Genomic DNA, 14,031 nt, shown 5'->3' with positions numbered 1-14,031 from the left:
TGACAAACCCAAAGCTGAGTGACCTGGCAGCAACGCATTAGCTTAAACTGCAGGGAATAGGGTCAGAGGAGGAAAGCGTCCCGCCGCCCGGAAAAAAACGCCGGGAGCGTTTTTGAACAACGCAACGCGTTGGCCCGGCAACGGACGCACCTCAGGAATGAGGTGCGTAATTGCGCGGGTCGAGCACGCCATGGATGGCGGCTTTTGCGTCTTTCCGATCTGACCCTATTGCCTGTGTCTGCACGATCTCACAGCTGGCAGTGGCAAACGCCGTCAACAATTTCACGCCTCTCCCACCCGGGAGAGGCTTTTTCACGATGCGTTACGCCTGCAACTGGTGAATCACCACCCACATCGGGCCCTGCCCTACCGCATAACGTCCCAGCGGCTGTAACAGCCCCTTCGGTTCGCTAATCGCATACACTTCGATGTGATGCGATTTCTGTCCCGCCGCCACCAGAAAACGTCCGCTGTGATCGATATTGAACCCGCGCGGCTGCGTTTCCGTCGGCTGGAACCCTTCCAGCGTCAGTTCATCGCCCAGTTCGCTGACGCTGAAAATCGCCAGTGTGCTGCTGGTGCGATCGCAGGCGTAGAGGAAACGGCCATCCGGCGTCAGGTGAATATCGGCTGCCCAGCGCGTACCGCTGAAGTCCGGCGGCATCATATCCAGCGTCTGCACGCTTTCCGCTTCGCCTTCACCGGTATTTAATGCCCAGACATCAACAGTACTGTCCAGCTCATTCACGCAGTAAGCATACTGGCCGCCCGGATGGAACTGCATATGACGCGGGCCTGCACCCTCTACCGTCGTGACCTGCGCCTGTTTGCGCGGCGTCAGCTGACCGTCTGCGCCCAGCGCAAACAGACAGATACGATCCTGCTTCAGTGCCGGGACGTAGAGCGTTTTATTGTCAGTGTCGATATTGGCTGAGTGACAGCCATCCAGGCCGTTGATTACCTGTAGCGGGGCCTGCGGAATGCCATCATCGCCAATCGGGCTGACGCTGACGCAGGCATCATTGTAGGAGCCGCAGAACAGGAACCGGCCCTCGCGATCGGTGGAAATGTGGGTCGGACTGCCGGGCAGCGTTGCCTGACCGGCTTCGGTCAGCGTACCATCGGCGGCAATCCGGAACGCCAGCACGCGAAAATTGGGACGCACACCGACATAGAGAAAATCGCGTTTCGGACTCACCACCATCGGCTGAACCTGGCCGGCGACATCGATCACCTGAAGCAACGTCAGCGCACCCTCATCATTCATCTGCCAGACGTGAATCTGCTGGCTCTCGGGACTGGCGGTGTAGACAACCTGTTTCATGCATTCTCCTTTTTTTGCTGCCTGATCATATCTGTGAATCACTGTAGCGCGTTTTATTACCCTACGCTGGAATCATTTGTGCCCTGTTTTTTGTCTCCGGACCGTGGACAGGTGTAGACTTCAGCCCCTGCAAACCTGAAAAAACGAGAGGATGAATGAGCTACCGAGTAATTGCCCTCGACCTCGACGGCACGCTGCTGACCCCAGCCAAAACGATTCTGCCGCAGTCAATTGACGCGCTGAACCAGGCCCGCCAGGCCGGTGTTCATGTCGCTATCGTGACCGGACGCCATCACTGCGCTATCCACCCTTTTTATCAGGCGCTACAACTGGATACACCCGCAATCTGCTGTAATGGCACCTATTTGTATGATTACCGTGCGAAAAAGGTGCTGGCGTCCGATCCTCTCGACCCGCAGCTGGCGTTACAGGTGATTGATAGGCTGGATCAGCAGCAGATTCACGGTTTGCTCTACGTGGATGATGCCATGCTCTATCAGACGCCGACCGGTCATGTGATGCGCACCCTGAAGTGGGCCGAATCGCTGCCTGAGCATCAGCGTCCGCTGTTCTGTCAGGTGCCTGATTTAGCCCAGGCGGCACGTGACGCCGGTTCGATCTGGAAGTTTGCCCTGTCGCACGACAACCATCAGGAGCTGCAACAGTTCGCCACTACAGTGGAAGCGGAGCTGGGGCTGGCCTGCGAATGGTCATGGCACGATCAGGTGGATATCGCCAGAGGCGGCAACAGCAAAGGCAAACGGCTGGCGCAGTGGGTTGAATCGCTGGGGCTGAGCATGTCCGATGTGATCGCGTTTGGTGATAACTACAACGACCTCAGCATGCTGGAAACGGCCGGTCTGGGCGTGGCGATGGGCAATGCCGACGAGGCGATCAAAGCGCGGGTGAAAAAGGTAATCGGCACCAATCTTGAACCCGGCATTGCCGACACCCTCCGTCAGTACGTGTTGTAATCAGGGCGTTACCGAAACGCTTTTTATCTGGGCATAAAGCCACTGATCCGGCCGGATGCCCAGTTCATCCCGCGCCCACGGCGTGATGCGCGCCCAGAGTTCGCTGATGCCGATACGCAGCTTCACCTCCACCTGGTCTCCGACCTCCAGCAGCTCAACTACCTGTGCCGGTAAAATGTTGCGAATGGAGGTGTGCTGTGGCGGTTGCAGCGCCAGCGAGACATCTGATGAGGCGATGCGAATACGCAGCGGCGTTTTCACCGGCTGATTCACCCTGCTGACCCAGATGTGTTGATCGCCCAGCGAGAGCGCGGTCATCGGATAGTCGGGATGCTGCTCCAGCACCTGCACCCGCAGCACGCTGGTCAGTTCGCTTACCGGCAGCCATGGCCGCATCGCGCTGCTGCTCCAGACCCGCTCCAGCGGACCAAAGGCTTTGACCTTGCCCGCATCCAGCACCAGCACGTTATCAGCCAGATGCAGGATCTCATCCAGACTGTGCGAGACGTAGAGCATAGGAATATCGACCTGCTTCGCCAGTTTTTGCAGATACGGCATCAGCTCACGTTTGCGCGGCAGATCCAGCGACGCCAGCGGTTCATCAAGCAGTAGCATATCCGGTGCGGTCAGCAGTGCCCGGCCAATCGCAACCCGCTGCTTTTCACCGCCCGACAGCGACAGCGGAAAGCGCGACAGCAGCGCCTCCAGCCCCAGCAGCGAAACCAGGCTGTCGAACTGTGCTTTCATCGCCGGGGCCATACCATATTGCAGGTTGCCCCGGACCCGATAGTGCGGGAAGAGCCGCGCATCCTGAAACACATAGCCGATGCGGCGTTTTTCCGGCGGCAGCGCAACCTTCTGCTCCGCATCAAACAGCAGACGATCGTTAAGCTCAATCCGCCCGCGCTGCGGCTGAGTCAGTCCGCTGATGGCGTTGATCAGTGAGGTTTTACCGGCACCGGAAACACCGAAAATGGCGGTGATGCCTTTGGCCGGGATCTGCAGGTCGATCTCCAGTTGGTGAGCGCCCTGCTGCTGCATAAAATTGAGTGATAGCATCAGCTTCCCATCCGCTTGCGGCCTGCACGTGCCAGCCATTCCGACGCCAGCAGTGACGCCAGTGCCAGTACGATAGCGATGATACAGAGCCGCGCCGCCGCACCCTCTGCACCAGGGGTTTCGATCAGGGTAAACATTGCCAGCGGAAGCGTGCGCGTTTCACCGGGAATATTGGACACAAAGGTAATGGTGGCACCGAATTCGCCCAGCGATCGGGCAAACGCCAGCACCGTTCCGGCGATCACGCCTGGCAACGTCAGCGGCAGTGTGATGGTGAAAAAGACCCGCCAGCGTCCGGCACCCAGCGTACGTGCCGCCTGCTCCAGCCGGCTATCCACCGCTTCCAGCGCCAGCCGGATAGCGCGTACCATCAAGGGAAAGGCGATAACGGCGGAAGCCAGCGCTGCACCGCGCCAGCTGAACGCAAAGCTGAAACCGAACCAGTCAAAAAGCTTTTCGCCAATGAAGCCGCGTCGCCCCAGGCTAACCAGCAGCAGATAACCTACCACTACTGGCGGCAGCACCAGCGGCAGGTGGATCAGGCTGTCGAGCAGCGCTTTGCCGGGAAAACGGCAGCGCACCAGAATCCAGGCCATCAGAATGCCAAACGGCAGACTGCCAAGCACGGCTATGCCAGAGACTTTAAGGCTAAGCAGCACTGCCTGCCATTCAGGATCGCTGAGTATCATTTCGTCGGTGTGAATCCGTAATGTTTGAAAATCGCCGCAGCCTGCGGCCCTTTCAGGTAATCATAAAAGGCTTGAACGGTGGCCGTGTCGTGATCGTTTACGATCGCCATCGGATATTCCACCGGTTTGTGACTGGTTGCCGGAAAACGCCCGACCACCTGCACTTTATCGCTGGCGACCGCATCAGATCCGTAGACAATGCCGTATGGGGTTTCGTTACGCTCGACCAGCGCCAGTGCTGCCCGCACATTATTAGCGGGCGCTAACGCGGGCGCAACGCCATCCCAGGCTCCCAGCTTCTGCAACGCCTCTTTAGCATAGATACCCGCCGGAACGTGGTCCGGATCGCCCACCGCCAGACGTTCGCCGTGCAGCAATGTTTTCCAGTCGGTCTGCGGATCCAGCGTCACCGCTTTAGCTGCGGCACTCCGTGGCGCAATCAGTACCAGGTCGTTGCCCAGCAGGGTATAGCGGGTGCGGGTTATCACGCTTTTCTTCGCCACCGCATCATTCATCCACTGCTGATCGGCAGAGATAAACAGGTCGGCAGGCGCACCCTGTTCAAGCTGACGCGCCAGCGTGGAGGATGAGGCGAACGAAGAGACGACTGTCACGCCCTTTTCCTTCTGATACTGACTGGCAATATCCTGCATCGCATTGGTCAGCGAAGCCGCGGCAAACACGGTAATGTTATCGGCGGCCACTGCCTGTCCGGCCAGCGATACGGTGACCAGCGCCGCGACGCCCCAGCGGGTGTAATTTGATGACATGATTCTCTCCGGCTATTCGTTGTGTAGCGAATAATATAACGCAATATCAGGGAGGTTCAGTAAATTATCGGCAGGTGTCAGAGAAGGTTGAATCAATGCGGGACAAAAATGATGACGCTCGCCAGGATGGCGGGCGTCACAGAAATTAATTATGGGAACGGGCTGAAGATTTTTCGCGATGACCCACTTTAGAGAAGATATTAAACACTTCACCCAGGCCATAAATCATACCCAGCATCAGCGCCATTACCACAGGGACCATGAGTACAGCCACGGCGAGGCTTTTCAGTAATTCCAGCATGGAGAGTCTCACTCTGCTAACAAAAAAGTGATTGTAACGGGTCAGTAAAATTTTGCGCAGCCCTTTTCGTGCTTTTACTTTGGACATAAAACGCCGCTATCATCGGCCTTCGCCTTAACCCTTTGCCGGAGCTGTCATGGAAGCCGAACTGTCCCTTCATATCCGTTTACAACAGAAACTGTTTGCCGATCCACGACGTATTGAGCTGCTGAAACGCGTCCAGCAGACCGGCTCGATCAGTCAGGGGGCGAAGCTGGCTGGCATCAGTTACAAAAGTGCCTGGGATGCGATTAATGAGATGAACCAGATGGCGGATGAAACGCTGGTGGCGCGGGCAACCGGCGGCAAAGGCGGCGGCGGTGCAACGCTGACCCGCTACGGTGAACGCCTGATTCAGCTGTTTCATCTGATGGAGCAGATCCAGCAGAAAGCCTTTGATGCACTGCAGCAGGATACACTGCCGCTCGACAGCCTGCTGGCGGCCATCGCCCGCTTTTCACTGCAGACCAGCGCCCGCAACCAGCTGTTCGGCACCGTGGTGAGCAACGATGCGCAGCAGGTGGTTCAGCATCTGATGATTCAGCTGGCTGATGGCGTCACGCAACTCAATGTTGCGCTGACCCAGCGCAGCGCCGATCGTCTGCAGCTGGCGGCGGGTAAAGAGGTGCTGGTGCTGATCAAAGCGCCGTGGATCCGTATCAGTCGTGACGCCGCAGAGGAAGACAATCAGCTGACCGCCACCGTCACAGCCATCGAACCGGGTGAGCAGATGAGTGAGGTGCTGATGCAGCTCGCCAGCGGCGAAACCCTGTGTGCCACTCTGAGTAATGCACAGTTACAGCAGCTGAAGCTGCAGCCCGGCGATGCGGTGATCGCCAGTTTCAATGCAGAGAACGCTATCGTCGCTACCCTGCTCTAGCGGTTGAGTTGACTTCACTGCGGGCAATGGTTACAACTCAGTGACTCGATGCAAAAAATGGAACAGATCATGGCTTCATTGCATATTTTGCAAGGCACGTTTCATCTCAGTGATACCCGGATACTGAGTCTGAATCAGGTGGAACTGCAGCGCGGCGAAAGCTGGGCCTTTGTCGGTGCCAACGGCAGCGGTAAATCCTCACTGGCGCGCGCGCTCTCCGGTGAATTGCCCCCGCTTGCGGGTTCCGTCAGCAGCGATTTCACAAGGCCGGTCCGGCTGTCACTGGAACAGTTACAGACGCTGGTGGCGCAGGAGTGGCAGCGCAACAACACCGACATGCTCAGCGAAGGTGAAGAGGATACCGGACTGACCGTGGCAGAGGTCATTCAGGCGGAAGTGCAGCAGCCGGAACGTTGCAAACAACTGGCTCAGCAGTTTGGTATCGAACCGCTGTTGTCACGCCGCTTCAAATATCTCTCTACCGGCGAAACCCGCAAAACCCTGCTTTGTCAGGCCCTGATGAACCAGCCAGATTTGCTGATTCTGGATGAGCCGTTTGACGGACTGGATGTAGCGTCACGCGCCAGCCTGACCGATACGCTGCGCAACCTGCAGCACCCGGCGTTTACGCTGGTGCTGGTGCTCAATCGCTTTGACGACATTCCCGATTTCGTTCAGCAGGTGGGTGTGCTGGCGGAGTGCACTCTTACTCACAGTGGCCCACGCCAGACGATTTTAACGGAAGCGCTGGTGGCACAGCTGGCACACAGTGAACAGCTGATGGGAATGGCGCTGCCCGAAGCGGATGTGCCGGATCAGCTGCCCTCACTGGCAGATGATGCGCCGCGCGTTATCCTGCGCAACGGCACCGTCTCCTACAACGACCGACCGGTCATTCAGGGGCTGAACTGGCAGGTTAACGCAGGCGAGCACTGGCAGATTACTGGCCCGAACGGCGCCGGGAAATCGACGCTGCTGAGTCTGGTAACCGGCGATCATCCACAGGGCTACAGCAATGATCTCACCCTGTTTGGCCGTCGTCGCGGCAGTGGCGAAACCATCTGGGATATCAAACAGCATATTGGCTATGTCAGCAGCAGTCTGCACCTCGATTATCGCGTCAGCACCAATGTGCGGACGGTGATCCTGTCGGGCTTCTTCGACTCCATCGGTCTCTATCAGGCGGCATCCGATCGGCAGAAAGCGCTGGCACAACAGTGGCTGACACTGCTGGGAATGGATAACCGGCTGGGCGATGCGCCGTTCCATTCACTCTCCTGGGGACAGCAGCGGCTGGTGCTGATTGCCCGCGCGCTGGTTAAGCATCCGACGCTGCTGATTCTGGACGAGCCACTCCAGGGACTTGACCCGATTAACCGCCAGCTGGTGCGGCGCTTCGTCGATGTGCTGATTGGCGAAGGTCGCACTCAGCTGCTGTTTGTTTCCCATCATGCCGAAGATGCGCCCGCCTGTATCACGCATCGCCTGAGCTTTGTTCCCGATAAAGGCGGCTACGCTTTTCAGCAGGAAACGTTGCGCTAACGCGTTCACATCGGCCCCTCAACGCCGCTATCGCGGCGTTTTAAAGTACACCTGTGTAATCGCTACCATTCCGGCCTGCCTTTTATCCCGCATTACTGCACACAATGCCACGAAATAAGAATATTCAGCTTGTGTAAACGATACCATTTATCCAGACTTGATCACGCTTTCGGGCGCGCTGATGTGCTACTTTTTACCGATGCCTCTCTGGCTTTTGACGCTTACCAGGATCTCACATGGAAAAATTCAACCCGGTCGATCATCCCCATCGCCGTTACAATCCACTGATTGATCAATGGATTTTAGTTTCACCTCATCGGGCCAAGCGTCCGTGGCAGGGCGCGCAGGAAACGCCAGCGGTTAATACCTTACCGTCGCACGATCCGGACTGCTTCCTGTGTGCCGGAAATACCCGCATTACCGGTGACAAAAACCCCGACTATTCTGGCACGTATGTCTTTACCAATGACTTTGCTGCGCTGATGACCGACACGCCTGACGCGCCCGAGAGCGACGATATCCTGATGCGCTGTGAAAGCGCACGCGGCACCAGTCGGGTCATCTGCTTTTCGCCCGATCACAGCAAAACTCTGCCGGAGATGTCACTGAGCGCGCTGGAAGAAGTGGTGCGTACCTGGCAGGCGCAGACCGCCGATCTGGGTCAGCACTATCCGTGGGTGCAGGTGTTTGAGAACAAAGGCGCGGCGATGGGCTGCTCAAACCCGCATCCCCATGGTCAGATCTGGGCCAACAGCTTCCTGCCGAATGAAGCGCAGCGCGAAGATGATCATCAGCGCGACTATTTCGCAAAACATGGCTCGCCGATGCTGGTCGATTATCTGGCACGTGAGCAGCAGGATGGCAGCCGCACCGTGGTGGAAACCGAACACTGGCTGGCCGTCGTGCCGTGGTGGGCTGCCTGGCCGTTTGAAACTCTGCTGCTGCCGAAAGCGCACGTTAAACAGCTGACCGATCTCAGTGAAGCGCAGAGTGCCGATCTGGCAAAAGCCATTAAGCTTTTGACCAGCCGCTACGACAACCTGTTCCAGTGCTCCTTCCCCTACTCCATGGGCTGGCACGGCGCGCCGTTTAATGGCGAAGCCAACGACCACTGGCAGTTGCATGCGCACTTCTATCCACCGCTGCTGCGCTCAGCAACGGTACGTAAATTTATGGTTGGCTATGAAATGCTGGCCGAAACCCAACGCGATTTAACGGCGGAACAGGCGGCGGAACGTCTGCGTTCTGTCAGCGACGTTCACTTCCGTGAGGCACAACAATGAGCTTAAAAACCATCACGCAGCAGCTTTTCTCTGACACCTTCGGTTACGCTGCAACGCATACCATTCAGGCGCCGGGCCGCGTTAACCTGATTGGCGAGCACACCGACTATAACGACGGCTTTGTGCTGCCATGTGCCATCGATTACCAGACAGTCATCGCCTGCGCCCGCCGTGACGACCGCCAGATTCGCGTAGTCGCTGCCGATTATGAGAATGCGCAGGACACCTTCTCGCTGGACGAAGAGATCGTCAGCGTGCAGGAACCGATGTGGGCTAACTATGTGCGCGGCGTGGTGAAACATCTGCAGCAGCGTCATGCCGATTTCGGTGGCATTGATATGGTGATCAGCGGCAACGTGCCACAGGGCGCAGGTCTGAGCTCATCCGCCTCGCTGGAAGTGGCGGTCGGTACCGTGGTGCAGCAGCTCTATAACCTGCCGCTGGATGGCGCGGCTATCGCGGTGAATGGTCAGGAAGCGGAGAACCAGTTCGTTGGCTGTAACTGCGGCATCATGGACCAGCTGATCTCCGCACTGGGCAGGAAAGATCACGCGATGCTGCTCGACTGCCGCACGCTGGGCACCCGTCCGGTGTCGATGCCGGAAGATATCGCGGTGGTGATCATCAACTCCAACTTCCGCCGCACCCTGGTCGGCAGCGAATACAATACCCGTCGCGAGCAGTGTGAAGCGGGCGCGCGTTTCTTCAATAAGAAGGCCCTGCGTGACGTTGAACTGGCCGAGTTTGAAGCAGCCCAGGCGCAGCTCGACCCCCAGGTGGCAAAACGCGTGCGTCACGTTCTGACCGAGAACGCCCGAACGCTGGAAGCAGCCGATGCGCTGACTCAGGGCGACCTGACACGTATGGGTCAGCTGATGGCCGAGTCGCACGCCTCAATGCGTGACGATTTCGAGATCACCGTGCCGCCAATTGATACGCTGGTTGAGATCGTGAAAGCGCAGATTGGTGAACGCGGCGGCGTGCGCATGACCGGCGGCGGCTTTGGTGGCTGCATCGTGGCACTGATGCCACTGGATCTGGTCGATCAGGTGAAAGCTGCCGTTGCTGAGCAGTATGAAGCCGCGACCGGCATCAAAGAGACCTTCTACGTCTGCAAAGCCTCTGAAGGAGCGGGCCAATGCTGAATGACGTCAATTCCCATGCGCCCGACGGTCAGCCGTGGCGCATAACGGTGCTGCGTAATGCCAACGGCATGCTGGCGACCTTTATGGACTGGGGCGCAACCTGGCTTTCTGCCCGCGTCCCGATGCAGGATGGCACCGTGCGTGAAGCGCTGCTTGGCTGCGCCACGCCCTCTGACTACCTGCACCAGGATGCCTATCTGGGTGCCACGGTGGGCCGTTACGCCAACCGCATCGCCGGGGCAAAACTGAATAAACTGAACCGTCAGCTGGTGCCAAACCAGGGTGCCCATCAGCTGCATGGCGGGCCGGAGGGCTTCGATAAACGCCGCTGGCAGATTGTCAGCCAGTCCGACAGCGAAGTGCACTACCGCATCGACTCGCCGGATGGCGACCAGGGCTATCCGGGCAATCTGATTGCCGACGTGCGCTATCAACTGGATGACCAGAACTGCCTGAACATCCGCTACGAAGCGCGCTGCGATCAGCCCTGCCCGGTCAATCTGACTAACCATGCCTACTTTAACCTTGATGCGCATCATGGCGACGCACGCCAGCATCGCTTACAACTGCACGCCGACCAGTATCTGCCGGTCGACAGCGAAGGTATTCCGAATGCGCCGCTGAAAGCCGTTGCCGATACCAGCTTTGATTTCCGCAACGCCAAAGTCGTGGCGCAGGATTTCCTGGCAGACGATGACCAGCGCGCGGTGAAGGGCTATGACCATGCGTTTCTGCTCAACAGCGCAGGCGACGATAGTCAGCCTGCGGCAGAACTCTGGTCGGAAGATGGCAGATTGCAGCTCAGCGTGACTACCTCGGCACCGGCACTGCAGTTCTATACCGGCAACTACCTGGCCGGCACCCGTGCCCGTGAGCAGGCGAGCTATAATGCATTTCAGGGCATTGCGCTGGAGAGTGAATTTTTACCGGATTCGCCCAATCATGCTGAGTGGCCTCAGCCTGATTGCTGGCTGCAGCCGGGAGATCGCTGGGAATCCGTGACGCGGTATCGCTTCACGCCACGCTGAGCCTCCGGCTGAAAAACGCGCAGTGCGTCACACACAGGCTTACGCGCTGCCCGCTTTTCCGTTATGGTATGGCGCAATCAGCTCGTGTTTCATGCGGGCAGCAGCAGGTTTCCAATCTCACAGAAACATCACAGTATTAAGGAGTTAAGCTATGGCTGTAACTAAGCTGGTTCTGGTGCGACACGGCGAAAGCCAGTGGAACAACGAAAACCGCTTTACCGGTTGGTATGATGTTGACCTTTCTGAGAAAGGTCGTGGCGAAGCCAAATCAGCAGGTCAGCTGCTGAAGAAAGAGGGCTTTGTTTTTGATTTCGCTTACACCTCCGTACTGAAGCGTGCGATTCACACGCTGTGGAATGTGCTGGATGAGCTGGATCAGGCCTGGCTGCCGGTTGAGAAAACCTGGCGTCTGAACGAGCGTCACTACGGTGCGCTGCAGGGTCTGGACAAAGCGGAAACGGCCGCCAAATATGGCGACGAGCAGGTTAAGCAGTGGCGTCGCGGCTTTGCCGTTACCCCGCCAGAGCTGGATCGTTCAGATGAGCGCTTCCCGGGCCATGACCCGCGTTACGCGAAACTGACTCCGGAGCAGCTGCCAACCACCGAAAGCCTGGCGCTGACCATCGACCGCGTTATCCCTTACTGGAATGACACCATTCTGCCGCGCATCAAAAGCGGTGAGAAAGTGATTATTGCCGCACACGGCAACTCACTGCGTGCGCTGGTGAAATATCTGGATAACCTCGGCGAAGATGAAATCCTCGAGCTGAATATCCCTACCGGCGTTCCGCTGGTGTATGAGTTCGATGAAAACTTCAAACCGCTGAAACGCTACTACCTGGGCGACCAGGACGAGATTGCTGCGAAAGCCGCAGCCGTTGCGAATCAGGGTAAAGCGAAGTAATTTTTCGCTGAAAAGGCAAAAAGGCCAGACGAAAGTCTGGCCTTTTTTATTGGGCTGCGCCCGACAATGCTGCGCGTCATGTTTAACTGCCAGAGTAAAATCCTGGATGTGAGTACGTACCAGACTAATCACATATTCAAATCCGTCTAAGTCTGGCAGCAATAAACTAGCTCGACGCGCAGGGAACAGAGTCAGAAGAGGAAAGCGTCCCGCGCCAGGGATGGCGCGGGCAGAGCGACCAGGGACTGGCTTGAGCGTCTTTCCGATCTGACCGTGTTCCCTGAGCAGGCTCACTCTCCACAGCGAATCCGGCCAGACTTTGTTAATGAGTCTGAATAACCAATCAGCCGCGGCGCTGTTTAACCGCTGCCGCCAGCTGACGCAGCACCTTGTCCGTATCTTCCCAGCCGATACAGGCGTCGGTGACACTTTTGCCATAGACCAGCGGCTCGCCGCTCTCCAGACTCTGGTTGCCTTCCACCAGATGACTCTCAATCATCACACCGACAATCGCCTGCTCACCGTTAATCAGCTGCTGTGAGACATCATCTGCTACGATCATCTGACGCTGGAACTGCTTGCTGCTGTTGGCGTGGCTGAAATCGATCATCACCTGCTGTGGCAGACCCGCTTTTGCCAGGCCCTCTTTGACCTCTGCAACATGCTGCGCACTGTAGTTCGGCTCTTTGCCGCCGCGCAGAATGATGTGGCAGTCATCGTTACCGCTGGTTTCCACAATGGCGGAGTGACCATACTTTGTCACTGACAGAAAACAGTGTGGCGATCCCGCTGCGTTAATCGCATCAATCGCGACCTTGATGGTGCCATCGGTGCCGTTTTTAAAGCCAACCGGGCAGGAAAGACCGGATGCCAGCTCGCGGTGTACCTGAGATTCCGTGGTGCGCGCACCAATCGCGCCCCAGCTCATCAGGTCAGCCACATACTGCGGGGTAATCATATCCAGAAACTCGCCCGCTGCCGGTAAGCCGCTGTCGTTGATCTCCAGCAGCAGCTTACGCGCCAGACGCAGACCGTCGTTAAGCTGGTAGCTGTTATCCATGTAGGGGTCGTTAATCAGCCCTTTCCAACCCACCGTGGTGCGCGGCTTTTCAAAATAGACCCGCATGACCACTTCCAGCTCGCCTTTCAGCTCATCACGCAACGCCAGCAGGCGGCCTGCATACTCTTTCGCCGCTTCGGTGTCATGAATTGAACAGGGTCCAATCACCACCAGCAGACGATCGTCCTTGCCCTGCAGGATCTGATGAATCGCCTGACGGGCCTGTGAAACGGTCTGTGCAGCACGATCGGTCGCCGGGAATTTTTCGAGCAGCGCAACAGGAGGTAACAGCTCTTTAATCTCTTTGATGCGTAAATCATCGTTCTGGTAATTCATACTGATTCCATATTATTTCTTGCCCGACGCCCGCCGGACACATCCTGCCCAATGTAGCCCGAAGCGCCAGGGGTGTAAATTCCTGCTGCGGGTTAAATGTGCGGGTCATATTTGCATTAATCAGCTTAGCGACTAGACTTTTTAATGGTAAGCACTGAGGAAAGTCCCGCTTACCTTATTTAATTACCCTGTTTAAGCCAACTGGCGAATTTTATTTCGTCAGGAATTTTTTTACCCGAAATTGCACCTCTGGGCTTAAAGCCTCTTCATTTATTAACGGGAGCATAATGATGAAAAAGTTTGCCTTAATCTTTTTGACAGCAGCAATGACACTGAGCAGCGGCGCGGTACTGGCTGCAGACAGCAGCAGCAATAACGGTACAGCGAATCAGGCAGCCAGTGCAGGTGCAGCGGCGGGTGGAGCAAAAGAGAATCTGCCACCAAATAATGTTGATAACAGCAAAATTAATAACACTGGCACCGACACAAATCCTGCAACGTCTGGCAGCACCACCAGCCATGGTAATATGTCTGCTAACGAAATGGACCAGAACGCCCAGTGTAAAGATGGCAAATGTCCGAACATCAACAAAAAAGTTCAGACTAAAGTGGGCGGCGGCGACGTAGATACCAAAACCGACGGCACCACCCAGTAATTCTGTTTAAAACCAGGAGAGCTGACGTTCTCCTGGTTTTT

The 14,031-nt window shown here is 57.0% G+C and carries 14 protein-coding genes; 8 read left to right on the top strand and 6 right to left on the bottom strand.

Features of this window, described 5'->3' with window-relative positions; genetic code table 11:
- Positions 1-322: 322 nt before the first annotated feature.
- Complete coding sequence (gene pgl / locus AC6I8J_RS05590; protein WP_161736277.1) at positions 323-1,324, bottom strand: 6-phosphogluconolactonase; 1,002 nt, start codon at positions 1,322-1,324, stop codon at positions 323-325.
- Positions 1,325-1,479: 155 nt separating this feature from the next.
- On the opposite strand from pgl, the gene AC6I8J_RS05585 reads away from it, so the two are divergent.
- The gene (locus AC6I8J_RS05585; protein WP_253421362.1) at positions 1,480-2,298 is read left to right on the top strand and encodes a pyridoxal phosphatase; all 819 of its coding nucleotides are present in this window, start codon (positions 1,480-1,482) and stop codon (positions 2,296-2,298) included.
- Here the strand turns inward: AC6I8J_RS05585 and modC are convergent, their stop codons facing one another.
- From modC to AC6I8J_RS05565, 4 genes are all read right to left on the bottom strand, one after another.
- Positions 2,299-3,357 (bottom strand): molybdenum ABC transporter ATP-binding protein ModC, encoded by a 1,059-nt coding sequence (gene modC / locus AC6I8J_RS05580; protein WP_222924332.1) that lies wholly within the window; start codon positions 3,355-3,357, stop codon positions 2,299-2,301.
- On the bottom strand, positions 3,357-4,046 hold the full coding sequence (modB, locus tag AC6I8J_RS05575; protein ID WP_497825159.1) for a molybdate ABC transporter permease subunit: 690 nt from the start codon (positions 4,044-4,046) through the stop codon (positions 3,357-3,359). Before modB ends, modC begins: the two co-directional genes overlap by 1 nt.
- A complete protein-coding gene (modA, locus tag AC6I8J_RS05570) occupies positions 4,043-4,816 on the bottom strand; it encodes a molybdate ABC transporter substrate-binding protein (protein WP_161736273.1) in 774 nt (257 codons plus the stop codon). The genes modB and modA overlap by 4 nt, the downstream gene beginning before the upstream one ends.
- 145 nt (positions 4,817-4,961) lie before the next feature.
- A complete protein-coding gene (locus AC6I8J_RS05565; protein WP_033731900.1) occupies positions 4,962-5,117 on the bottom strand; it encodes an AcrZ family multidrug efflux pump-associated protein in 156 nt (51 codons plus the stop codon).
- A 136-nt stretch (positions 5,118-5,253) separates the two neighbouring features.
- Between AC6I8J_RS05565 and modE the strand changes: the two genes are divergently transcribed.
- From modE to gpmA, 6 genes are all read left to right on the top strand, one after another.
- A complete protein-coding gene (modE, locus tag AC6I8J_RS05560; RefSeq protein WP_161736272.1) occupies positions 5,254-6,036 on the top strand; it encodes a molybdenum-dependent transcriptional regulator in 783 nt (260 codons plus the stop codon).
- Positions 6,037-6,105: 69 nt separating this feature from the next.
- A complete protein-coding gene (gene modF, locus AC6I8J_RS05555; protein WP_497825158.1) occupies positions 6,106-7,578 on the top strand; it encodes a molybdate ABC transporter ATP-binding protein ModF in 1,473 nt (490 codons plus the stop codon).
- 236 nt (positions 7,579-7,814) lie between these two features.
- Positions 7,815-8,861 (top strand): galactose-1-phosphate uridylyltransferase, encoded by a 1,047-nt coding sequence (gene galT, locus AC6I8J_RS05550; protein ID WP_161736270.1) that lies wholly within the window; start codon positions 7,815-7,817, stop codon positions 8,859-8,861.
- On the top strand, positions 8,858-10,006 hold the full coding sequence (gene galK, locus AC6I8J_RS05545) for a galactokinase (protein WP_115758781.1): 1,149 nt from the start codon (positions 8,858-8,860) through the stop codon (positions 10,004-10,006). Before galT ends, galK begins: the two co-directional genes overlap by 4 nt.
- A complete protein-coding gene (galM, locus tag AC6I8J_RS05540; protein ID WP_222924335.1) occupies positions 10,000-11,034 on the top strand; it encodes a galactose-1-epimerase in 1,035 nt (344 codons plus the stop codon). Before galK ends, galM begins: the two co-directional genes overlap by 7 nt.
- Positions 11,035-11,185: 151 nt before the next feature.
- On the top strand, positions 11,186-11,938 hold the full coding sequence (gpmA, locus tag AC6I8J_RS05535; protein WP_161736268.1) for a 2,3-diphosphoglycerate-dependent phosphoglycerate mutase: 753 nt from the start codon (positions 11,186-11,188) through the stop codon (positions 11,936-11,938).
- Between the two features lie 343 nt (positions 11,939-12,281).
- On the opposite strand, the gene aroG is transcribed toward gpmA, so the two are convergent.
- On the bottom strand, positions 12,282-13,334 hold the full coding sequence (gene aroG, locus AC6I8J_RS05530) for a 3-deoxy-7-phosphoheptulonate synthase AroG (RefSeq protein WP_161736267.1): 1,053 nt from the start codon (positions 13,332-13,334) through the stop codon (positions 12,282-12,284).
- Between the two features lie 287 nt (positions 13,335-13,621).
- Here aroG and AC6I8J_RS05525 point away from each other — a divergent pair, with 287 nt between their 5' ends.
- Positions 13,622-13,990 carry a YbgS-like family protein gene (locus tag AC6I8J_RS05525; RefSeq protein ID WP_202605056.1) on the top strand — a complete coding sequence of 123 codons (369 nt, stop codon included), beginning with the start codon at positions 13,622-13,624 and terminating at the stop codon, positions 13,988-13,990.
- The last annotated feature ends 41 nt before the right edge of the window (positions 13,991-14,031 follow it).

The sequence above is a fragment of the Pantoea sp. X-Soil-ISGK-355 genome, assembly GCF_059730805.1.
Note: the sequence above shows the minus strand (reverse complement) of the source record. Positions and strands in the feature narration are given on the sequence as shown.